Source organism: Agromyces sp. NPDC058136 (assembly GCF_042884375.1).
In the GTDB taxonomy this organism is placed as follows: Bacteria; Actinomycetota; Actinomycetes; order Actinomycetales; family Microbacteriaceae; genus Agromyces.
Genome location: NZ_JBHVUA010000001.1, coordinates 669415 through 690586, shown reverse-complemented (window position 1 = coordinate 690586; position 21172 = coordinate 669415). Strand labels below are relative to the sequence as shown.

Here is a 21172-nt window from a genome sequence, read left to right as displayed (position 1 = left end):
CGCTCTACAGCCGAGTGCACACGATCGACGGATGGTCGCTCGCGCGACACCTCCGCCTGACTCACGTGCTCCTGGCCTGCGTCGTCGCCTGCGCCGGCGCCGCGGTCTTCTGGTTTCTGCTGGGCGTTCCAGTGCTCTGGCCAGGGCTCGTTCTGCTGTCTCTCGGCGGGAGTGCCTTGCTCGTCGCGCTCGCGGTCGGCCCTGCCCAGACTCGAGCATCGATCGCGGAACGCGCGAACGGGTACACGACGAGCCGCCGTGGATTCGTGGAGGTTGCGGAGGTCGACCCGCGGTCGGGCAGAGTCATCCGGCTCGCCGGCGAGCCGTTGCTGGAGGACGATGAGCGCGCGCGCAGGCTTGCGGTCATCGCAAGCATGAGGGCGGGCTGAACTTCGAGGCACAGGCTCGAACGGAGTGTGCTGCCCTCGTGAGACCTCTGTGGCAGCATGGCCCCAGGCGTCGCCGCTCGTCTCGATCGTCGTCGCTGCCGAAGGATGGTCAGGGGCGGAGTGACGCTGTGAAAGAGCTCGGTCAGTTGGTGATGCTCCTCGTCAGGGGACTGCTGCTCTGGGTCGTGATTCCTCTTGCGGCGGTGTCGTGGGTCGCGCTCGGTCCCATCACGACTGCGTCACTCGGGGCCTGCATCGGCTGGTTCGACCTGAACCTGTACGTCCTGCTTCAGCGTGTCGTCGTTCGCCCGCTCACGCAAGAGGCTGCTTTGGCTTGGGTTCCGCTCGCCGAGATGAAGACCACCGAGCATCGAATCACGCTCCTCGGTATTGAGTGAGGACACTCATCGCTCGGATCCTGTCGAGAATTGACGTGGCCTCTCATCTGTCCGCGTGGGTGAGGCGACGTCGGGCTGAGTGCTTGGCGTCCGTGACGAACGGCCCGTTCACACCGTCCCGGCGGGCGGCCACACCCCGATGATGATCGCCATGACGATCACGGTCACGAGTTCGTGCGCGATGTTCAGGATGGTGAGCCCGGCGGGCCGGCCCTCGAAGGCGTCGTGGGTGATGAAGCGGGCGGCGGTGAATCCGGCCCAGAGCATGAGGCCGACCATGATCGTGAGCCACAGGTAGCTGCCGCCGAGCGCGGTCCACGCGATCTGCACGGCGATGGCGAACACCCATGCGGTGATGAAGCTGACGATGAGAGTCGTGAGGATCGGCCCGACGGCGCTTGCGGCACCGCCCTCGGGCGGCGTGACCTTCGCGACGCGCATCCAGTAGTTGCCGAAGACCTTGGGGGTGTACCAGATCGAGCCGACGACCATCGTCGAGAGCGTGGCGATGATGACGGCCCAGTAGTTGACGTCGACGAGCATCTCGGCCTCCCGGGGCTTCCGCGGCCCGCGGGCCGGATTGCTCCGCAGTCTAGACCCGCGGTGCAGATCAGCGCGGTATTCTCGTGGTCGCAGATCGAAAGCGAGCCCATGCCCGATTCACCGCTCGCCGACTCACCGTACGAGGTGCTCGGCGTCGCCTCCGACGCGGATGCCTCGGCGCTGCGTGCTGCCTATCGTCGCGCGTTGCGCGCCGCCCACCCCGATACGGGTGGCACGACCGAACGCTTCGACGCCGTGCAGCGCGCGTGGGCGCGGGTCGGCACGCCGGCCGCGCGGGCGGCGTTCGACCGCGGCAACGGCGGCGCGAGCGAGCCGACCCGGGCGACCTGGGCGCCCGCGGCGCCCCGGCCCCGCCGCGACTCGCGCCCGCTCGCCCGATCGCACGGTCACCCGGGCGGGCTCTCCCGCGAGCGGTACCTCGGGCTCATCCGCGAATGGGTCGGGCTCGGCGAGCCGATCGCCGACCCGTACGACCCGGCGCTCGTGCGCGGCGCGCCTCGTGGCATCCGCCATGTGCTCGCCGACGCGCTCGCCGAAGAGGCGACCGCGCGCTCGCTGTCGACCCTCGGCATCGCGTACACGATCTGGCACGACCTCGCGACGGATGCCGCGGGGCGCGACCTGCCGCCGAAGCTCGACCACCTCGTGCTCGGCCCCACCGGGCTGTTCGCGATCCAGTCGGAGGACTGGGGCGGCCCGGTCGCGATGAAGCGCGGCGAACTCGTCGGCGAGGCGCTCGACGGCGAACGGCCGATCAAGGCGCTCGCGGCGCGGGCGAAGGCGATCGGCAGAGCTGCGAAGGTGAAGCCGACCGCGCTCCTCGTCGTCGTGCCCGACCAGTACGCGGCGGATCCCATCGAGTTCGGCGGCACCAACCGCGGGGCGATCGTCGCCCTCGTGCGCGCCTCGCGGCTCGCGAGCGCCGTGCGCGAGGGCCTGCCGGGCTCGGCGCACCTCGGCGGCACCGAGGTCATGGAGGTGCGCTCGCGCCTGCAGGCCACGGTGCGCTTCGCCTGAGCGCGCCCGAGGCCGGGCCGGTTCGTCGTTGCGGGGGTCGGCGGTGTTGGATGGAGGCATGTCTGATGCCACGCCCGCGACGCTGCCCGTGAACGACCTCGACGCCTACATCGCCGACTTCGCGAGCTTCGTGCAGGCCTCGCCCTCGTCGTACCACGCGGCCGAAGAGGTCGCCCGTCGCCTCGAGGCCGCCGGTTTCGACCGCCTCGACGAGACCGAGGCGTGGCCGTCGACGCCCGGGCGCCGGGTGATCGTGCGCGACGGCGCCGTGATCGCGTGGGCGCAGCCCGAGGGTGCGTCGGCGACGACGCCGTTCCACATCCTCGGCGCGCACACCGACTCGCCCTCCTTCAAGCTGAAGCCGAACCCCACCACCGGAGGCGACGGCGTGCTGCAGGCCGGCGTCGAGGTGTACGGCGGGCCGCTGCTGAACTCCTGGCTCGACCGCGAGCTCGAGCTCGCCGGCCGCATCGTCACCGACGACGGCGCCGTGCACCTCGTGCGCACCGGCCCGATGCTGCGCATCCCGCAGCTTGCGGTCCACCTCGACCGCGAGGTGAACTCGAAGGGGCTCACGCTCGACAAGCAGCGGCACACGCAGCCGATCTGGGGCGTCGCGGGCGAGGAGCCCGACGACCTGCTCGCCGAGCTCGCCCGCTTCGCCGGTCTGCCGGGGGCGACGATCGTCGGCCACGACGTGCTCGTCGCCGACACGCAGACGCCCGCCCGCTTCGGCCGCGACGGCGAACTCTTCGCCTCGGGCCGCATGGACAACCTGAGCTCGGTGTACGCGGGCCTCACCGCGCTGCTCGCGGCGCCCTCGGAGTCCGCCCACATCAGCGTGCTCGCCGCCTTCGACCACGAGGAGCTCGGCTCCGAGTCGCGTTCGGGTGCGAGCGGTCCTTTCCTCGAAGACGTGCTCGTGCGCATCGCCGCCGGGCTCGGTGCGGGCGACGACGAGCGCCGCCGCGCGTTCGCCGCGTCGTGGATCCTCTCCTCCGACGCCGGCCACGCCGTGCACCCCAACTACCCCGAGCGTCACGACCCCGCGAACCGCCCCGTGCTCGGCGGCGGCCCGCTGCTGAAGCTCAACGCGAACCAGCGCTATGCGAGCGACGCCATCGGCTCGGCCATGTGGGCGGGCGTCTGCGCACGAGCGGGCGTGCCGACGCAGCCTTTCGTGTCGAACAACGCGATCCCGTGCGGTTCGACGATCGGGCCGCTCGCGGCGACCCGTCTCGGCATCCGCACGGTCGACGTCGGCGTGCCGCTGCTGTCGATGCACTCGGCGCGCGAGCTCGCGCACGTCGCCGACCTCGCGGCGCTCGGTGCGGCGGTCGCGGCGTTCTTCGCGAACGACTGAGCGGCGGCAGCCCGGGGCATCCACCGCCTGTCGGATGCCGCGTGCGGCATCGCGCGACGCTGGCCGGATGTCGCGCAGGAATGTCGCGATTTCCGCCGGTGCCCGAGCGTGCGCCCTGACAGGCTGAAGGCATGACCGACACCGCCTTCGCAACCGCCGCCCTCTTCGACACCGTCGCGACGCCCGAGCAGGCGATCGCCCACTTCGCGGGTCGCCTCGCGGTCGAGGCGGACGTCTCGGACGTCGCCGCCGCGCTCGACGCGGGCGGCACGGGCTTCGTGCTCATCGACACTCGCAGCGACGAGGCGTGGGCGCAGGGGCGCGTGCCCGGCGCCGTGCACCTGCCGCGCCGACGGATCGCCGAGGAGGGCACCGCGCTCGTCGGGCCGGGTACCGCGGTGGTCGTCTACTGCTGGGGCCCCGGATGCAACGGGGCCACCCGCGCGGCGCTCGAGTTCGCGCGGCTCGGGCACCCGGTGAAGGAGATGATCGGCGGCTTCGAGTACTGGGTGCGCGAGGGCTTCGCCTACGAGACCGACGAAGGGCTCGCGCAGCGCGACGCCGACGCGCTCACGAACGTCGGCGCCGTCGGGCTCGACGGGCGTGCGGTCGCGCGTGCGGCGGGCTCGGGGATCAGCTGCGCCTGCTGAGGCGGTCCGCACCGACCGGCGCGCTCGTCACCCACGCCCGGCCCGACCGGGACTTCGCGGTCAGGCGTGGGTGACGAGCGGCGCCTCGGGGTCGGCGGCCCACTCTTCGAGCGAGCCGTCGTACACGGCAGCCGGGTGGCCTGCGCGACGCAGCGCGAACGCGGTGCCTGCGGCGGCGATGCCGGCGCCGCAGTAGACGATGATCGGGGCGGTGCCGCCGGTGCCGCCGGTGCCGCCGGTGCCGCTGGTGCCGGCGGTGCTCGTCACGGGCGCGACGCGCGCGGCGAGGGTCTCGCCGTCGTGCGCCAGGCGCGTCTCGTGGTCGACGAGCGAGCCGACGGGCACGTTGACACTGCCCGGGATGTGCCCGGGACGGGTGCGCCGTGTGCTTTCGCCGCGGAAGTCGGCGGGCGGCAGCGCGCAGACGAGCACTCCGTCGGCCTCGCCCGTCGTGACAGCCCGCACCTCGTCGCGATCGGCCCAGTACCCCGGCTGCGCGGCGAGGGTGAGCGCGCCCGCCGCGCGCGGCTCGCGGAACCCGGTCTCGACGGGGCCGCCCGCTGCGCGCCACGCGGTGAACCCGCCGTCGAGCACGGCGACGTTTGTGAATCCGGCTGATCGGAGCAGCCACCACAGGCGGGCCGCCCAGTGCCCGATCGAGGTGTCGTAGACGACGACGCTCGAGTCGTCGTCGATGCCGATCGCTCGGGCCGCGCGGGCGAGGCGTTCGAGGCCGGGCCGCGTGAAGGTGTACGGGCCGGGCTCCGAGAACTCGTCGAGGAGGTCGGCGAACACCGCACCGGGCACGTGCCCCTCGATGAGGTGGTCGTCGAGTCCGCTCACCCAGCGGAACCCGCGCTCGGTGTCGATGCCGAGCACGGTCGCGTCGACGGCGACGAGACCGTCATCGTGCAGGTGCTCGGCGAGCCAGACGGCGCTGACGAGATCGGGGACGGGCTGGGAGACGGGCTCGGTCATGCCGACACGGTAGCCGCGGCGCACGGTCGGATCGACGATGGGCGACACCTGCCGTCACGGGGCGCCGCACCACGTCATCTCAGCGCAGCGGGCCGCGCCGGCTCTCGAGCCACATCGTGTGCTCGCGCAGGCCGTTGCGCACGGCCGCCTTGATGATCACGTAGCCGATCCACAGCATGAGCGCGAGGACGGCGAGGTAGATCACCAGACCGATGACGAGGCCGATGAGGCCGGCGCCGTAGAAGAAGGACGGGTCGAGCGTCGGGTCGCTTTCCATGGGGAAACGATGGCAGATGCGGCGCCGTGCCGGGAGAGTCCCCGTCTGGGGGACACCGGCCCCGTCAGCACTCGATGACGTTCACCGCGAGGCCGCCCTCGCTCGTCTCCTTGTACTTCGTCATCATGTCGATGCCGGTCTGGCGCATCGTCTCGATCACGGTGTCGAGCGAGACGAGGTGGGTGCCGTCGCCGTGCAGCGCGAGGCGCGCCGCCGACACCGCCGTCGACGCGGCGATCGCATTGCGTTCGATGCAGGGCACCTGCACGAGGCCCGCGACGGGGTCGCAGGTGAGCCCGAGGTGGTGCTCCATCGCGATCTCCGCGGCGTTCTCGATCTGCCCCGGCGTGCCGCCGAGCACCGCGCACAGTGCGCCCGCGGCCATCGCGCACGCCGAGCCGACCTCGGCCTGGCAGCCGCCCTCGGCCCCCGAGATCGAGGCGTTCTTCTTCACGAGGCTCGCGATCGCCGAGGCGGTGAGCAGGAATCGGCGGATCCCCGACGCATCCGCACCGGGGACGAAGCGAAGGTAGTAGTGACCGACGGCGGGGATGATGCCCGCTGCGCCGTTCGTCGGCGCGGTGACGACGCGGCCGCCCGAGGCGTTCTCTTCGTTGACGGCGAGGGCGAAGGCGTGCAGCCACTCGGTCGAGGTGTCGCGGTGGTGCACGGCCTCGATCTCGTCGTGGTCGTACGCCTCGAGACGACGGCGCACCTCGGGGGCGCGGCGCTTGACCTTGAGACCGCCGGGCAGGGTGCCCTCGGTCTCGAGGCCGTGCTCGACGCACTCGGCCATCGCCGCCCAGATCGCGTCGAGGCCCTCGTCGATGCCCTCCTCGCCGTGGACGGCGACCTCGTTGTGGCGGGCGACGTCGCAGAGCGAGACGCCGTGCTCCTCGCAGAGGGCGAGGAGTTCGGCGGCGTTCGAGTAGGGGAGCGGGTGGCGCAGCGCCTCGGCCTCGCTCGGGGCGTCGCCGTCGCGGCGGATGAAACCGCCGCCCACCGAGTAGTACGTCTCTTCGGCGATCGGCAGCGGGCCGTCGCCGAAGGCCTGCAGGGTCATCGCGTTGGGGTGGCCGGGCAGGCGGGTGCGCGGCTCGAGCGAGATGTCGCTCTGCTTGAGCCGGATGGGATGCCGGCCGAAGAGTGCGATCTCAGCGCCGTCGGGGCCGGCATCGCCGAGTCGCCCCCATGCGTTGCGCACGGCGTCGGGGTCGCAGTCGTGCGGCTCGAAGCCCGCGAGGCCCGCGACGACCGCGTCGGGGGTGCCGTGGCCGAGGCCGGTCGCGCCGAGCGAGCCGTAGAGCGAGCAGGAGACGCGGGTCACCCCGTCGAGGGTGCCCGCGGCGTCGAGGGCCTCGACGAACATCCGGGCCGCCCGCATGGGGCCGACGGTGTGCGAACTCGAGGGGCCGATCCCGATCGAGAACAGATCGAGGGCAGAGACGAACGCTGTCACACCCCAAGGGTACGCCGCATCACGCGCACGGATGCCGCAGGCGATCGCAGATTCCTGCGTCGCCGGGCGGTTTCACGCAGCTCGCGGGCAAGTACCTGCGATCAGACCACGGGATTCGGCCCGACCCGGCTGAGCCAGTCGTCGGCGCGGTCGACCGGAGCGAAGCCGAAGCGCTCGTAGAGCCCGTGCGCGTCGCCCGTGATGAGCAGCACCCGCTTCAAGCGCATCGGGTCGAGCGTGGCGAGCACGAACTCGACGAGCGAGACCCCGAGCCCCTCGCCGCGCAGTTCGGGGTCGACGATGACGTCGCACAGCCAACCGAAAGTGATGCCGTCGGTGACGACCCGGGCGTACGCGAGCTGCGCACCCGTCGCACGGTCGTACACGCCGAAGTTCAGCGAGGCGTCGATCGCCCGCTCCTGCGTCTCGCGGGGGCGGTCGAGCGCCCAGTACGCGTGCTCGGAGAGCCAGCGGTGCACGAGCGCACGGTCGAGCCGGGCGGGGTCGGTCGAGAAGTCGAGGTCGCGGGGCACGCGCTCAGCGTATCGACGCGGCCCCGCGCGCGCTCAGCGCAGGGTCTTGCGCGCCGTGATCTGGCCGGTGTCGAAGCCGAGCAGGTGCAGGCCCCCGTGGAAGCGGGCATGCTCGACCTTGATGCAGCGATCCATGACGACGGTGAGCCCCTGCTCCTCGCCGTAGTAGGCCGCCTCCTGGTTCCAGATGCCGAGCTGCACCCACACCGTCTTCGCGCCGACGGCGAGCACATCGTCGATGACGCTCGGGATGTCGCTGCCGCGGCGGAACACCACGACGATGTCGGGAACCTGGGGCAGGTCCTTCAGGCTGGCGTACGCCGGCTGCCCGAGGATCTCGGTCTCCATCGGGTTCACGAAGTAGAGCCGGTAGTCGCTCGACTGCTGGAGGTACGTGCCGACGAAGAAGCTCGAGCGCTGCGGCTTCGGCGAGGCGCCGACGATCGCGACCGACTTCGCCGCGTTGAGGATGCGCAGGCGCGCCTTCGCGTCGGGCCCCACCCAGGTGCGCTGCGAGTGCAGCAGCTTCGCGAGGGGTGAGGAGGCGGGCAGCTCGCAGGAGAGCCCGTTCGCGAAGCGGACCGTCTCGAGCGAGTCGGTCGCGGCCTCCGCGGCGGCATCCGTGGTGATGGTGTCGGTCATCGCGTGCCTCCGGTCGCGGCGGTGAGCGCCTGGTCGAGATCGTAGATGATGTCGTCGGCGTCCTCGATGCCGACCGAGAGCCGCACCACGCCGGGCGCGACGCCCGCGTCGACGAGCTGCTGCTCGGTGAGCTGCGCGTGCGTCGTCGAGGCGGGGTGGATGATGAGGGTCTTCGCGTCGCCGATGTTCGCGAGGTGCGAGGCGAGGTTCACGTTCTCGATGAGCGCCTGGCCGACGGCGCGGCCGCCCTTGACCTCGAAGCTGAACACCGAACCCGGGCCCTTCGGCAGGTACTTCTGCGCCCGCTCGAAGTGGGGGTGGTCGGGCAGGCCCGCCCACAGCACCCGCTCGATGCGCGGGTCTTCGGCGAGCCAGTTCGCGACGGCGCGGGCGTTGTCGACGTGCGCCTGGATGCGGTACGGCAGCGTCTCGACGCCCTGCGCGAGCAGGAACGCGGAGTGCGGCGCGAGCGACGGCCCGATGTCGCGCAGCTGCTCGGCACGCAGCCGCGTGAGGAACGCGTACTCGCCGAAGTTGCCCGACCACTCGAGTCCGCCGTAGCTCGGCACCGGCTGTCCGAAGAGCGGGAACTTCTCGGAGTGCCAGTGGAAGCGCCCCGACTCGACGACGACGCCGCCGAGGGTCGTGCCGTGCCCGCCGAGGAACTTCGTCGCCGAGTGCGTGACGAGGTCGGCACCCCACTCGATCGGCCGGTTGAGGTACGGCGTCGCGAGCGTCGAGTCGACGATGAAGGGGAGGCCGTGCGCGTGCGCGACGTCGGCGAGCGCCTCGAGGTCGGCGATCTCGCCCGAGGGGTTCGCGATGGTCTCGACGAAGAGGGCCTTCGTGTTCGGCTGGATGGCGGCGGCGTAGTCGGATGCCTCGCTGCTCGCCACGAACGTCGTCTCGACGCCGAAACGGCGGAGCGTGACATCCAGCTGGGTGATCGAACCGCCGTAGAGGTTCGCGCTGGCGACGATGTGGTCGCCAGAGCCCGCGAGCGAGGCGAAGGTGATGTACTGCGCCGACAGGCCCGAGGCCGTCGCGACGGCGCCGAGGCCGCCCTCGAGGCTCGCGACGCGCTCCTCGAAGCTCGCGACCGTCGGGTTCGCGAGACGCGAGTAGATGTTGCCGTACTTCTGCAGCGCGAAGCGCGCAGCGGCGTCGGCGGTGTCGTCGAAGACGAACGCGCTCGTCTGGTAGATCGGCAGCGCGCGGGCGCCCGTCACCTGGTCGGGGATGTTGCCCGCGTGGATGGCGCGGGTCTTGAAGCCGTATTCGCGGTCTGCCATGCGGGCAACGGTACGCTGGCGCGGCACGGCGATGGGCCGGCTCCGTAATGAACGGCAACGCATCTAGGCTCTTCTGGTGACCCTCGACCCCTCCCGCTTCGCCCACGGGCTCGTCGTCGGCAAGTTCTCCCCGTTGCACGCCGGCCACTCGCACCTCATCACGAGCGCGCTGCGCGCCTGCGACCGTGTCACGGTCGAGGTACTCGGGTCGAGCGTCGAGACGATCCCGCTCGCCGCGCGGGCCGCGTGGGTTCGCGAGGAGCACCCCACCGCGCGCGTCGTCGCCGCCATCGACGACACCCCGGTCGATTTCGAGTCGGATGCCTCGTGGGAGGCGCACACCGCACTCATCTCCTCGCTCGCGGCGGGCCCCGTCGACGCCGTCTTCACCAGCGACCCGTACGGCGCCGAACTCGCCGGCCGCCTCGGCGCCGAGTGGGTGCAGATCGACCCGATGCGCGAGCTGAACCCGGTGTCGACCACCGCGGTACGCGCCGACCCGTGGGGCCACTGGCACGAGCTCGCCCCGGCGGCCCGGGCGCACCTCGCGGCGCGCGTCGTGGTGCTCGGCGCCGGGGCGAGCGGCACGACGACGCTCGCGGCCGCGCTCGCCGAGGCCCTCGGCACGCTCTGGGTACCCGAGTACGGGCGCGAGTACACCACGGTCCGCGAGGGCGGGCCGAACGCGCCCTGGCGCAGCGAGGAGTGCGACCTCGTCGTCGACCGCCAGCTCGCCCTCGAACATGCGGCGCTGCGGCGGGTGCCGGTGCCGGTGCTCGTGTGCGACACCGACGTGCTCGCGACGACCGTCCGGCACGAGCGCGACCTCGGGCACGCGGCCGCGCGCCTCGAGGCGCGGGCGGCGGCGCACCGGCCCGTGCTCTACGTGCTCACGGGCGACGAGATCCCGTTCGGGCACGACGGGGCGTGCGACGACGAGCCGCTCCGCCGCGAGCTGCACGAGCGGTTCCGCGAGGTGCTCGCCACGACGGACGTGCCGTGGATCGAGGTGCGCGGCGACGTCGAGGCGCGCATCGTGCAGGCGCTGCCCGCGATCCAGGCCGCCGTGCGGGCGCGGCTCGACTTCGCCCCGCCGCGCGCCGCCGTGGGCGCTGGGGTCGGCCGATGATCCTCGAACATGCGCTCGGCGCGCTGCACAGGGCTTGATCAGGCCCGCTTGCTAACCTGTCCACAGGTCGCGAGATGCGGCCACCGGACGAGGGCACCCAGTACCCGGACATGACGACTGGCTCAAGGAGTGAACAGTCATGGCGTGGGTCATCCTCATCGCGTCCGGTGTGCTCGAAGCCGTCTGGGCGACCGCACTCGGCAAGTCCGAGGGCTTCACGAAACTCTGGCCGTCGGTCGTCTTCGGCGTCGCGATCGTGTTCTCGATGGGCGGGCTCGCCTGGGCGATGCGTGACATCTCGATCGGCACCGCATACGCGGTCTGGGTCGGCATCGGTGCTGCGCTCACGGTCATCTGGTCGATGATCACCGGTGATTCGGATGTCTCGTGGGTGAAGATCGCCCTGCTCATGGGCCTCGTCGGCTGCGTCGTCGGCCTGAAGTTCGTCGACGGCGGCGCCGGCCACTAGTCGGCCCGCCCGCTGGTTGAGGAGCCCCAGGCGGAGTCGGACGACTTCCGCTGGTTGAGGAGCGCCCGACGGAGTCGGACGCGTCTCGAAACCCGGGTGCGTGGTGTGGTTTCGAGACGCGTCGTCGCTGCGCGCCGGCGCTCCTCAACCACCGGGGTGCTCCCTACTCCGCGGCCGGGTGCCAGGCGAGCGCCACCCAGGTGACGAGCGCGTTGAAGCCGAAGCTCACGATGATGAGCATGTTGTCGTAGAGGCCCTTGTAGGGCAGGCCCGAGAGGTTGAACACCACGAGTGCGGCCGAGACGATCACCGTGATCCACTTGAGCGGCGTCGCGGGAACCATGAGCGAGACGGTGATCATGACGATCGGCACGAGCATGACGAGCGCGGCGAGCACCCACATCCAGCTCGCGGCCGCCTTGTCGCCAATCCTGCCCGGCTCGGCATCGCCCGAGAAGATGCGCAGCACATCGCCGAGCAGGTAGACGAGCATGAGCGAGACCCACCCGCCGGCGAGGATCACCCTGGTCGCCTCCACGGTCAGGCCGCCCGCTCGGCGGAGCCGGCGTCGCCCATCGCGGCGGCCTGCGGGTGCAGCACGAGGTTGCCGACCTTGCGGCCCGAGTCGACGCGGGCGTGCGCCTCGGCGAGGCGGTCGAGCGGCAGCGTCTCGTCGATGACGACGCGGAGGGTGCCCGAGGCGACGAGGCCGAGCAGCGTCGCGACATCGTCGGCTCGCTCGGTCGCCGTGCCCGTCTTCACGGGGCCGCGGGCGGTGATGATCTCACCGAGGCTCGCGACGGCCAGCAGCAGCCGGCCGCCCTCGGCGAGGAGCGGTCGCCCGGTCGCCGGGTTCAGCGCGCCGACCGTGTCGAACACGACGTCGAAGCGCTCGCCGCGTGACGCGAGCGACTCGAGCGGGATCGCCCGGTAGTCGACGACCGCGTCGGCCCCGAGCGCGGTGACGAGCTCGGCGTTGCGCGCGCTCGTGACGGCGGTCACCCGGGCGCCGAGGTGCTTCGCGAGCTGGACGGCGCTCGTGCCGACGGCACCCGATGCGCCGACGACGAGCACGTGCTCGCCGGGCTTCACCGCGGCCTTGTCGCGCAGGAAGAACAGCGCGGTCGTGCCGCCGAAGATCACCCCGGCCGCGTCGTCGAACGACACCCCGTCGGGGATGCGCGCGAGCCGCGAGGTCGCCATGGCGACGAGTTCGGCGTGCGCCCCCATGCGCCCGCCGGTCATGCCGCAGACGCGGTCGCCGACGGCGAGGGCGGATGCCGCGTCGCCGGTGCCGCCCGCGTGCGGCACGCCGCCCGTGGCATCCGCACCGAGGGCCTCGACGACGCCCGCGAAGACCACGCCGAGCACCCGGGCGCGGGGGCCCTTCATGCCGAGGGCGAGCTTGCCCGGCAGGGCGAACCCGCGCGGGAACCGGGCTCCGCGGATGCGTGCGTCGCCCGAGTTGACGGTCGTCGCCATGACGCGGACGAGTGCCTCGCCGCGACCGGCGACGGGGTCGGGGACCGTTTCGATCCGCACGATCGACGGCGGCCCGTATCGGTCGACCACTCCTGCACGCATGCTGCTCCCTTACACCTGTAAGTCTCTGTGCTGCACACGATAGCCTTACAGTCGTAAGGACGCAAGCATCGTTCGAGAACGGAGCCCGGATGGCGAAGCGAACTCCGCTCAGCCGCGAGCGCATCATCGCCGCTGCGATGCAGGTCGCCGACGACGGCGGCCTCGCGGCCGTCAGCATGCGGAGCGTCGCCAAGGCGCTCGGCGCCGAGGCGATGTCGCTCTACCACCACGTCTCCGGCAAAGAGGAACTGCTCGATCTCCTCGCCGACGCGGCGTTCGACGAGATCCCCCTGCTCGAGACCGGCACGCCGTGGCGCACCGCCATGACCTCGCGCGCCGACGCCATGCGCGCCGTGCTCAAGGCGCATTCCTGGGCCCTCGGCCTGCTCGAGTCGCGCTCGAACCCCGGGCAGGCCGTCATGCGGCACCACGACCGCGTGCTCGGCGTACTGCGGAACGACGGCTTCGACCTCGCGCTCGCCGCCCACGCCTACTCGGCGCTCGACGCCTACATCTACGGATTCGTGCTCACCGAGCTCAGCCTGCCGTTCACCCCCGACACCGGCCCCGAGGCCTTCGCCGAAGGGCTCGAACTGCCCGCAGACGACTACCCCCACCTCGCCGAGATGCTCGAGCAGATGGTCCTCGGGCACGACTACGACTTCGGCGACGAGTTCGGCTACGGGCTCGACCTCGTGCTCGACCAGCTCGAAGTGCGCCGCGCCGCGCAGCGCGGCTGAGCCGGGCTCAGCCCCAGCTCGGCAGCCAGAAGTGCAGCTGCCTGAGCGTCGGCGCGATCGGCATGCCCGTCCAGATGGGGAGGAAGAACACGGAGACGAGCAGCACCATGCCGAGGAACACCGCGACGACCGCGAGCCCGCGGGTGCGCTTCCACCGTTCGTCGCCCGGTCGGCCGGCGATGAGGCCGAGCACGAAGACGAGCGCGAGCAGCAGGTACGGCTCGAACGCGATCGAGTAGAACTGGAACACCGTGCGGTCGAGGTACCCGAGCCACGGCAGGTAGCCCGCCGCGAGCCCCACGAGGATGAGCCCCGCCTGCCACTCGCGGTAGCGCGCCAGGCGGTACACGAGATACAGGGATGCCACGGCGCCGGCCCACCAGATCAGCGGATTGCCGATCCCGATGATCGAGGAGACGAGCCCGTCGTCGCCGTCGGCGTAGTACATGTTCGTCGGCCGGATCATGAACAGCCAGGTGAGCGGGTTCGACTGCCACGGATGCTCGCTGTGCACCCCGATGTGGTACTGGTAGGCCGACTGGTGGTAGTGCCAGAGGCTCTGCAGCGGCAGCGGAACCCAGGAGAACAGCCCGGTCGCCGCGTTGCCGGCCGTCTCGGCCCACTGCCGGTCGTAACCCCCCTCGGTCGTGAGCCAGCCCGTCCACGAGGCGAGGTACACGACCGCCGCGACCGGCACGAGCAGCAGGAACGAGACCGGACCCTGCTTGAGCACCGCCGCGCTGAGCCAGAACGGCACCCCGGCGCGGCGGCGGGCGAGCGCGTCGACGAGGACGAGGTAGAGGCCGAACGCCGCGAGGAACCACAGCCCCGACCACTTCACCGCGGTTGCCGCGCCGAACGCCGCCCCCGCGGCGATCACCCACGGGCGCGCCCACAGCGCGGGGCCGAAGTGCGGATCGCGGCCCTCCGCCCAGGCCGCTGCGAGGCGCGCGTCGAGCGAACGCTCGGCGTGCGCGCGGTCGAGCAGCACGAACCAGAAGCCGAGCAGCGCGAAGAGCATCACCCAGTTGTCGAGGAGGGCGACGCGCGACATCACGATCGCGTTGCCGTCGACGGCGAAGAGCAGGCCGGCGGTCACCGCGAGGGCCGTCGACGAGAACAGGCGACGGCCGATGAGCGTCAGCAGGAACACCGCGATCGTGCCGGCGAGCGCCGTCGAGGCGCGCCACCAGAAGGCGTCACCCGCGCCGAACGCGGCCATGCCGAGGCTGATCATCCACTTGCCGAGCGGCGGATGCACGACGTACGAGGGTGCGTCGAGGTACAGGTTCGTGTCGCCCGCGGCGAAGTCGGCGTCGGCGCCGTCGGGCCAGCGCGACTCGTACCCGTGCTGCAGCAGGGTCCACGCGTCCTTCACGTAGTACGTCTCGTCGAAGACGATCTGCTGCGGGTGCCCGAGGTTCCAGAACCGCAGCACGGCCGCGATCAGCGTCACGACGGCGGGGCCGCCCCAGTACCAGAGCCGGCGGCGAGCGGGGGTGGACATCTGACGCGCCCACCAGTCGTCGAGTCGGGAACCCGTGGGCTCCACCGACGCGTCGACACTCATGCGCCCAACCCTAGGACAGACTTGAGGGCATGATCATCCTCGGTGCGACGCCCATCGGCAATCTCGGTGACGCCTCCACCCGGCTCCGGGAGGCGCTCGAGACCGCGACGGTCATCGCCTCGGAGGACACCCGGGTCACGCAGCGGCTCATCGCCGCTCTCGGCATCGCGAACCGGCCCCGGCTGATCGCCCTGCACGAGCACAACGAACGTCAGAAGGCCGCCGAGCTCGTCGAGCTCGCCCGCGAGACCGACCTGCTCGTGCTGAGCGACGCCGGCATGCCCACCGTCTCGGACCCGGGGTTCCCGCTCGTCGCCGCCGCAGCCGACGCGGGCGTGCTCGTGACCGTCATCCCCGGCCCGTCCGCCGTGGTGACCGCGCTCGCCGTGTCGGGTCTCCCGACCGACCGTTTCGCCTTCGAGGGGTTCCTGCCGCGCAAGGCGGGGGAGCGTTCGCGCCGTCTCGCCGAGCTCGCGGGGGACCGCCGCACCCTCGTCTTCTTCGAGGGCCCGTCGCGGCTCGCCGCGAGCCTCGAGTCGCTCGCCGAGGCCTTCGGCCCCGAACGGCCGGCGGCCGTGTGCCGCGAGCTCACGAAACTCCACGAGGAGGTCCGCCGCGGCCCGCTCGGCGAGCTCGCGGAGTGGGCGGCCGCCGGCGTGCGCGGTGAGATCGTGATCGTCGTCGGCGGCGCGGGCGAGACCGCGATCGACCCCGAGGGGGCCCTCGAGCGCGTGCTCGGCCTCGCCGCCTCGGGCACGCGTCTGAAGGAGGCCGCCGCGCTCGTCGCCGCCGAGACCGGCCTCGGCAAGCGCGACCTCTACGAAGCGGCCCTCGCCGCGCGGCGCGCGCCGGGCGAGTAAGCCCGCGCCGCGGCATCCTCGCCCCTCTGGACGCTCGGCGCAACCCCCGCGCGGAACCCCCCGAACGGGGGGATAATCGGGGTATCGCCCGATCAGGGAGGTACGAGATGGATGTCACGCGCGGAACGCACGGAGGCGGCGCCCACGCCGTCCGATTCGCGGAGTTCGGTGGGCCGGAGGTGCTGCGGGTCGAGGAGGTGCCCGTCCCCGGGCCGGGGCCGGGCGAGGTGCTCGTCGAGGTGTTCGCCGCAGGGCTCAACCCCGCCGACAGCGCCGCCAGGCGCGGCGAGCACGGGGCCGAGCCACCCGTCGAGACTCCCGCCGTGCAGGGCACCGACCTCGCCGGCGTCGTCATCGCGACCGGGCCCGGCGTCGCCCGCTTCGCCCGAGGCGACGAGGTCATGGGCTTCGTCGCACGCGGGGCGCAGGCGAGTCACGTCGTCGTGCCCGAATCGCAGCTGATGCCGAAGCCGTCCGGCCTCTCGTGGGAGGTCGCCGGGTCGTTGCACGTCGCCGGCACGACCGGCTGGAACGCCGTCGAACGCCTCTCGCTCGGCCCGAACGACACCATCGTGGTGACGGCCGCCGCGGGCGGGGTGGGCTGCCTCGCCGCACAGTTCGCGCGTCTCCGCGGGGCGACCGTGATCGGGACGACGACGGCGGAGCGCTTCGACTTCCTGCGCCAGTTCGGGGTCATCCCGACCGGGTACGGGCCGGGGCTCGCCGAACGCGCGCGCGCGATCGTCGAGGCGACCGAGCACGCCCGCCCGGTGTCGGCGTTCCTCGACTTCCTCGGCGGCGAGACCGCCGCGGCGCTCGAGCTCGGGGTCCCGCGCTCGCGGATCCTCACCGTGCTCGACCGCGCGGCGGTCGAACGGCAGGACGCGGTCGCCGCGGTCGCCGGCGATGTCGTCGCCCTCGGCCGGGTCGCCGCCCTCGTCTCCGCACGACGCGTGCGTCTGCCGATCGCCGACGTGTTCCCGCTCGAGGAGGTCGCCGAGGCCTACCGGGCGCTCGACCGCCGCGACGCCCCGGGCAAGATCGTGCTCGGCATGCGCGTCGTCGAGTACCCGGGGCAGCGGGTGCGCGAGCCCGCGATCAAGGAGCAGGACGTGACCCTCGGCGTGCCGACCCCGCACGAGCACCTCGACGTGACCGAGGCCGTGCCGCCCGCGATCGGCGACGGGAGCGTGCGGCGGCGTCGTCGCGAACGGCGGGCCGAGGAGGCGGCGGTGGCGGAAGCCGAGGCCCGGCGCGGCTAGGCCGCCCGGGTAACGGCTATGCCGGCCGGGTAACACGGACGAAGTGGCATCCGCTCGCCCATAAGATTGAGCGCATGGCCGAAGCCTCCTCGTTCTACATCACCACGCCCATTTTCTACGTCAACGACGTGCCCCACATCGGGCACGCGTACACCGAAGTCGCCGCCGACGTGCTCGCACGCTGGCACCGGCAGGCCGGTGACGACACCTGGATGCTGACGGGCACCGACGAGCACGGCCAGAAGATCCTCCGCACCGCGACCGCGAACGGCGTCACCCCGCAGGAGTGGGCCGACAAGCTCGTGGCCGACGCGTGGATCCCGCTCCTCGAGACGGTGGACATCGAGAACGACGACTTCATCCGCACGACCGACGCGCGTCACGAGGAGAACGTGCAGAAGTTCCTGCAGAAGCTCTACGACGACGGCCACATCTACACGGGCGAGTACGAGGGCTACTACTGCGTCGGCTGCGAGGAGTACAAGCAGGAGTCCGACCTCGTGCCCGGCGCGGGGGAGTACGAGGGGCAGCTCGTCTGCGCCATCCACTCGAAGCCGGTCGAGCTGCTGCACGAGAAGAACTACTTCTTCCGCACCTCGGCGTTCGCCGACCGCCTGCTCGCGCTCTACGACGAGCGCCCCGACTTCGTGCAGCCCGAGTCGGCGCGCAACGAGGTGCTCGGCTGGGTGCGCTCGGGCCTCGCCGACCTGTCGATCTCGCGTTCGACGTTCGACTGGGGCGTGAAGGTCCCGTGGGACGAGAGCCACGTCGTCTACGTCTGGTTCGACGCCCTCCTCAACTACATCACCGCCGTCGGCTACGGCCAGGACGACGAGGAGTTCGCCCGCCGCTGGCCGGCGCAGCACATCGTCGGAAAAGACATCCTGCGCTTCCACGCCGTCATCTGGCCGGCCATGCTCATGGCTGCGGGCCTCGAGGTGCCGAAGGGCGTCTTCGGTCACGGCTGGCTCCTCGTCGGCGGCGAGAAGATGTCGAAGTCGAAGCTCACCGGCATCGCGCCCGAGCAGATCACCGAGACGTTCGGCTCCGACGCGTTCCGCTACTACTTCCTGCGCGCGATCGCGTTCGGCCAGGACGGCTCGTTCTCGTGGGAGGACCTCGCGGCCCGCTACCAGGCCGAGCTCGCGAACGGCTTCGGCAATCTGGCCTCGCGCGTCGTCGCGATGATCACGCGCTACTGCGACGGCGCCGTGCCGACGGCCGGTGCCCTGCAGCCCGCCGACATCGAGATCGCCTCGGTCGAGCGCCGGGCGACGGATGCCGCGTGGCAGGCCGTCGACCGCATCGCCATCCACGAGGCGATCGCCTCGGCCTGGGAGCTCGTCGACGCCCTGAACGGCTACCTCACCGCCGAGGAGCCGTGGGCCCTCGCGAAGGACCCGGCGAACCGCGAGCGGCTCGAGACGGTGCTCGCCACCGCCTACCGCGGCCTCGGCACCCTCGCGGTGCTGCTCTCGCCGGTGACGCCCGTCGCGGCGGAGAAGCTGTGGACGGCGCTCGGCGCGCCCGGCACGGTGCAGGAGGCCCGCATCGACCGCGCGTACGAGGCCCCGCTCGGCACGCAGGTGTCGCCGCTCGAGGCGCTGTTCCCGCGCGTCGAGGTCGCGGAGTAGCGGGTGACGCCCGAATACCCGCCGCTGCCCGAACCGCTGCCCGTCGCGGTCTACGACAACCACACCCACCTCGAGCCCTCGGGCGACGCCCCTCCCGGGCGCCCCGAGACGCTGCTCGACGTGCACGAGCACCTCGAGCGTGCCGCGTCGGTCGGCGTCGCGGGTGCGGTGCAGGTCGGCACCGACGTGGCGACGAGCCGGTGGTCGGCCGAGCTCGCCGCGCGCGAGCCGCGGCTGCTCGCCGCGGTCGCGCTGCACCCCAACGAGGCGCCCGAGCTCGAGGCATCCGGTTCGCTCGACGAGGCCATCGCCGTGATCGACGCGCTCGCCGCGCAGCCGCGGGTGCGGGCCGTCGGTGAGACCGGGCTCGACTTCTTCCGCACCGAGGAGCCCGGGCGGCCCGCGCAGTTCCGCTCCTTCGAGGCGCACATCGACATCGCGAAGCGGCACGGCATCGCCATGCAGATCCACGACCGCGACGCGCACGACGACGTCGTGGCGACGCTGCGCCGGGTCGGCGCGCCCGAGCGCACGGTGTTCCACTGCTACTCGGGCGGCGTCGACCTCGCCCGCATCGCCGCCGCCGAGGGCTGGTACTGCTCGTTCGCCGGCAACGTGACGTTCAAGAACGCCGAGAACCTGCGCGAGTCGCTCCGGGTGCTGCCGCGCGAGCTGATCCTCGTCGAGACGGACGCCCCGTACCTCACGCCGGTGCCGCTGCGCGGGCGCCCGAACGCGCCCTACCTCGTGCCCCATACCGTGCGATTCATGGCCGAGACCCTCGGCGCCCCGCTCGACGAGTTCTGCGCGCAACTCGCGTCGAACACGCTCGCCGTGTACGGCTCGTGGGAGGATGACCCCGTGCAGGGGGCGATCACGACGACGACGGGCGACGCGGAGTGACCGCGCACCGCCACGAGGCCGAGACCGACGGCCCGCCGCAGGCGCGCCTGCTCGGGCCCGCCGAGATCCGCGACCTCGCGGAGCTCCTCGACGTCACGCCGACGAAGAAGCTCGGCCAGAACTTCGTGCACGACGGCAACACGGTGCGTCGCATCGTGCAGACTGCCGGCGTCGAGCGCGGCGAGACCGTGCTCGAGATCGGCCCCGGCCTCGGTTCGCTGACCCTGGGCCTGCTCGAAGCCGGCGCCGACGTCGTCGCCGTCGAGATCGACAAGCGCCTTGCCGCCCAGCTGCCGCACACCGCGTCGATCATGCAGCCGGGCACCCGGCTCACCGTCGTCACCGAGGACGCGATGCGCGTCACCGAGCTGCCCGGCGAACCGGTGCGGCTCGTCGCGAACCTGCCGTACAACATCTCGGTGCCGGTGCTGCTGCACCTGCTCGAGCACTTCGGCTCGCTGCGCTCGGGCATCGTCATGGTGCAGGCCGAGGTCGGCTACCGCCTCGCCGCCGAGCCCGGCTCGAAGGTCTACGGCGCCCCGAGCGTGAAAGCCGCCTGGTACGGGAAGTGGCGCACCGCGGGGCAGGTGTCGCGCATGGTGTTCTGGCCGGTGCCGAACGTCGACTCGGTGCTCGTCGGCTTCGACCGTCACGACGGGATGCCGGGCTCAGAGGAGGAGCGGCTCGCGACGTTCGCGCTCGTCGACGCCGCGTTCCAGCAGCGCCGCAAGATGCTGCGCCAGTCGCTCTCGGGCGTGCTCGGCGGCTCGGCCGCCTCGGCTGCGGCGGTGCTCGAAGCTGCCGGTGTCGACCCGCAGGCGCGCGGCGAGCAGCTCGTCGTGGCCGACTTCCTGCGCGTGGCCCGCGCGGCGAAGGCCTGAGCGAGGGCGACCACGTGGCATCCGGCCCGGTGAACGCGAACACCGCGAACGTCGGCGACGACGCGGTCGCTCAGGCGACGGGCGAGTCCCGCGAGACGTGGTTCGCCCGCCTCGACGAGGAGGGCGCGCAGCGCGACGCGTGGGTGCACAAGGCGATCGCGACCTGGCTCGTGGCCGAGCACGGGGTCGATCCGTGGTGGGCGCAGCACGTGACGGTCGCGTACGAGCAGGCCCGCGGGATCCGCCGCCCCGGACAGCGTCAGGACGGCACGTACGAGGCGAGCGTCACCCGCACCGTCGAGCTCGAGAAGACCGTCGCGCTGCGCGCGCTCGCGGCCGTCGTCGAGCGGGAGCTCGGCACGGCGCCGCTCGCGCTCAACGTGACGGCGAAGCATCCGACCGCGCGCTTCCCGCTCGAGGGCGGCGAGTTCGTGCTCGCGAGCGCGAGCGACCGCGCGGGCGGGCGCAGCGCGATCGGCCTCACCTGGGGTCGGCTGCCCGGCGACGAGCGCCTCGCCGAGCTGAAGGCGCGCATGCGCGAGTGGCTGGCCGCCGTCGAGGCCTGACGGCTCGCCCGG

Annotated in this window: 24 protein-coding genes; 14 read left to right on the top strand and 10 right to left on the bottom strand. The window is 72.2% G+C overall.

Annotation, left to right across the window (positions count from 1 at the left end; genetic code table 11):
* The first annotated feature begins 14 nt into the window (after window positions 1–14).
* Window positions 15–389 carry a hypothetical protein gene (locus ACFVTX_RS03255; protein WP_386897996.1) on the top strand — a complete coding sequence of 125 codons (375 nt, stop codon included), beginning with the start codon at window positions 15–17 and terminating at the stop codon, window positions 387–389.
* 128 nt (window positions 390–517) lie between these two features.
* Window positions 518–787 carry a hypothetical protein gene (locus ACFVTX_RS03250; RefSeq protein ID WP_386897995.1) on the top strand — a complete coding sequence of 90 codons (270 nt, stop codon included), beginning with the start codon at window positions 518–520 and terminating at the stop codon, window positions 785–787.
* A 108-nt stretch (window positions 788–895) separates the two neighbouring features.
* Here the strand turns inward: ACFVTX_RS03250 and ACFVTX_RS03245 are convergent, their stop codons facing one another.
* Window positions 896–1330 (bottom strand): DUF1761 domain-containing protein, encoded by a 435-nt coding sequence (locus tag ACFVTX_RS03245; protein WP_386897993.1) that lies wholly within the window; start codon window positions 1328–1330, stop codon window positions 896–898.
* A gap of 108 nt (window positions 1331–1438) precedes the next feature.
* On the opposite strand from ACFVTX_RS03245, the gene ACFVTX_RS03240 reads away from it, so the two are divergent.
* From ACFVTX_RS03240 to ACFVTX_RS03230, 3 genes are all read left to right on the top strand, one after another.
* On the top strand, window positions 1439–2368 hold the full coding sequence (locus ACFVTX_RS03240) for a DnaJ domain-containing protein (RefSeq protein WP_386897991.1): 930 nt from the start codon (window positions 1439–1441) through the stop codon (window positions 2366–2368).
* Window positions 2369–2426: 58 nt separating this feature from the next.
* On the top strand, window positions 2427–3731 hold the full coding sequence (locus tag ACFVTX_RS03235; RefSeq protein ID WP_386897989.1) for a M18 family aminopeptidase: 1305 nt from the start codon (window positions 2427–2429) through the stop codon (window positions 3729–3731).
* Window positions 3732–3862: 131 nt separating this feature from the next.
* On the top strand, window positions 3863–4381 hold the full coding sequence (locus ACFVTX_RS03230; RefSeq protein ID WP_386897988.1) for a rhodanese-like domain-containing protein: 519 nt from the start codon (window positions 3863–3865) through the stop codon (window positions 4379–4381).
* A gap of 60 nt (window positions 4382–4441) precedes the next feature.
* On the opposite strand, the gene ACFVTX_RS03225 is transcribed toward ACFVTX_RS03230, so the two are convergent.
* The 6 genes from ACFVTX_RS03225 to ACFVTX_RS03200 all read right to left on the bottom strand — a co-directional run bounded on the left by ACFVTX_RS03225 (window position 4442) and on the right by ACFVTX_RS03200 (window position 9562).
* Window positions 4442–5359, bottom strand: coding sequence for a sulfurtransferase (locus tag ACFVTX_RS03225; protein ID WP_386897986.1), 918 nt, complete (start codon window positions 5357–5359; stop codon window positions 4442–4444).
* 79 nt (window positions 5360–5438) lie between these two features.
* A complete protein-coding gene (locus ACFVTX_RS03220) occupies window positions 5439–5636 on the bottom strand; it encodes a hypothetical protein (RefSeq protein WP_376947139.1) in 198 nt (65 codons plus the stop codon).
* Window positions 5637–5700: 64 nt separating this feature from the next.
* Window positions 5701–7095 carry an L-serine ammonia-lyase gene (locus ACFVTX_RS03215; RefSeq protein ID WP_386897984.1) on the bottom strand — a complete coding sequence of 465 codons (1395 nt, stop codon included), beginning with the start codon at window positions 7093–7095 and terminating at the stop codon, window positions 5701–5703.
* 101 nt (window positions 7096–7196) lie between these two features.
* Window positions 7197–7628 (bottom strand): GNAT family N-acetyltransferase, encoded by a 432-nt coding sequence (locus ACFVTX_RS03210; RefSeq protein WP_386897982.1) that lies wholly within the window; start codon window positions 7626–7628, stop codon window positions 7197–7199.
* Window positions 7629–7661: 33 nt separating this feature from the next.
* Complete coding sequence (locus ACFVTX_RS03205; protein ID WP_386897980.1) at window positions 7662–8270, bottom strand: CoA-binding protein; 609 nt, start codon at window positions 8268–8270, stop codon at window positions 7662–7664.
* The gene (locus tag ACFVTX_RS03200) at window positions 8267–9562 is read right to left on the bottom strand and encodes an O-acetylhomoserine aminocarboxypropyltransferase/cysteine synthase family protein (RefSeq protein ID WP_386897978.1); all 1296 of its coding nucleotides are present in this window, start codon (window positions 9560–9562) and stop codon (window positions 8267–8269) included. The genes ACFVTX_RS03205 and ACFVTX_RS03200 overlap by 4 nt, the downstream gene beginning before the upstream one ends.
* Before the next feature lie 76 nt (window positions 9563–9638).
* Here ACFVTX_RS03200 and ACFVTX_RS03195 point away from each other — a divergent pair, with 76 nt between their 5' ends.
* Both ACFVTX_RS03195 and ACFVTX_RS03190 read left to right on the top strand, forming a co-directional pair.
* Complete coding sequence (locus ACFVTX_RS03195; RefSeq protein ID WP_386897976.1) at window positions 9639–10691, top strand: AAA family ATPase; 1053 nt, start codon at window positions 9639–9641, stop codon at window positions 10689–10691.
* Window positions 10692–10830: 139 nt separating this feature from the next.
* Window positions 10831–11160, top strand: coding sequence for a DMT family transporter (locus ACFVTX_RS03190; RefSeq protein WP_386897974.1), 330 nt, complete (start codon window positions 10831–10833; stop codon window positions 11158–11160).
* Window positions 11161–11323: 163 nt separating this feature from the next.
* Here ACFVTX_RS03190 and ACFVTX_RS03185 read toward each other — a convergent pair whose 3' ends face one another.
* Both ACFVTX_RS03185 and ACFVTX_RS03180 read right to left on the bottom strand, forming a co-directional pair.
* A complete protein-coding gene (locus tag ACFVTX_RS03185) occupies window positions 11324–11683 on the bottom strand; it encodes a hypothetical protein (RefSeq protein WP_386897972.1) in 360 nt (119 codons plus the stop codon).
* Window positions 11684–11700: 17 nt separating this feature from the next.
* Complete coding sequence (locus ACFVTX_RS03180) at window positions 11701–12744, bottom strand: NAD(P)-dependent alcohol dehydrogenase (protein WP_386897970.1); 1044 nt, start codon at window positions 12742–12744, stop codon at window positions 11701–11703.
* An 89-nt stretch (window positions 12745–12833) separates the two neighbouring features.
* On the opposite strand from ACFVTX_RS03180, the gene ACFVTX_RS03175 reads away from it, so the two are divergent.
* A complete protein-coding gene (locus ACFVTX_RS03175; protein WP_386897968.1) occupies window positions 12834–13484 on the top strand; it encodes a TetR/AcrR family transcriptional regulator in 651 nt (216 codons plus the stop codon).
* A 7-nt stretch (window positions 13485–13491) separates the two neighbouring features.
* Here the strand turns inward: ACFVTX_RS03175 and ACFVTX_RS03170 are convergent, their stop codons facing one another.
* A complete protein-coding gene (locus ACFVTX_RS03170) occupies window positions 13492–15054 on the bottom strand; it encodes a dolichyl-phosphate-mannose--protein mannosyltransferase (RefSeq protein WP_386897967.1) in 1563 nt (520 codons plus the stop codon).
* 29 nt (window positions 15055–15083) lie between these two features.
* On the opposite strand from ACFVTX_RS03170, the gene rsmI reads away from it, so the two are divergent.
* The 6 genes from rsmI (at window position 15084) to ACFVTX_RS03140 (ending at window position 21160) form a co-directional block, all read left to right on the top strand.
* Complete coding sequence (gene rsmI / locus ACFVTX_RS03165; protein WP_386897965.1) at window positions 15084–15914, top strand: 16S rRNA (cytidine(1402)-2'-O)-methyltransferase; 831 nt, start codon at window positions 15084–15086, stop codon at window positions 15912–15914.
* Window positions 15915–16021: 107 nt separating this feature from the next.
* On the top strand, window positions 16022–17176 hold the full coding sequence (locus tag ACFVTX_RS03160; protein ID WP_386897963.1) for an NADP-dependent oxidoreductase: 1155 nt from the start codon (window positions 16022–16024) through the stop codon (window positions 17174–17176).
* A 74-nt stretch (window positions 17177–17250) separates the two neighbouring features.
* Window positions 17251–18810 carry a methionine--tRNA ligase gene (gene metG / locus ACFVTX_RS03155; protein WP_386897961.1) on the top strand — a complete coding sequence of 520 codons (1560 nt, stop codon included), beginning with the start codon at window positions 17251–17253 and terminating at the stop codon, window positions 18808–18810.
* 3 nt (window positions 18811–18813) lie between these two features.
* Window positions 18814–19713, top strand: a complete 900-nt coding sequence (locus ACFVTX_RS03150; RefSeq protein WP_386897959.1) for a TatD family hydrolase — start codon at window positions 18814–18816, stop codon at window positions 19711–19713.
* A complete protein-coding gene (gene rsmA, locus ACFVTX_RS03145) occupies window positions 19710–20594 on the top strand; it encodes a 16S rRNA (adenine(1518)-N(6)/adenine(1519)-N(6))-dimethyltransferase RsmA (RefSeq protein ID WP_386897957.1) in 885 nt (294 codons plus the stop codon). The genes ACFVTX_RS03150 and rsmA overlap by 4 nt, the downstream gene beginning before the upstream one ends.
* A gap of 14 nt (window positions 20595–20608) precedes the next feature.
* Complete coding sequence (locus ACFVTX_RS03140; RefSeq protein WP_386897955.1) at window positions 20609–21160, top strand: hypothetical protein; 552 nt, start codon at window positions 20609–20611, stop codon at window positions 21158–21160.
* The last annotated feature ends 12 nt before the right edge of the window (window positions 21161–21172 follow it).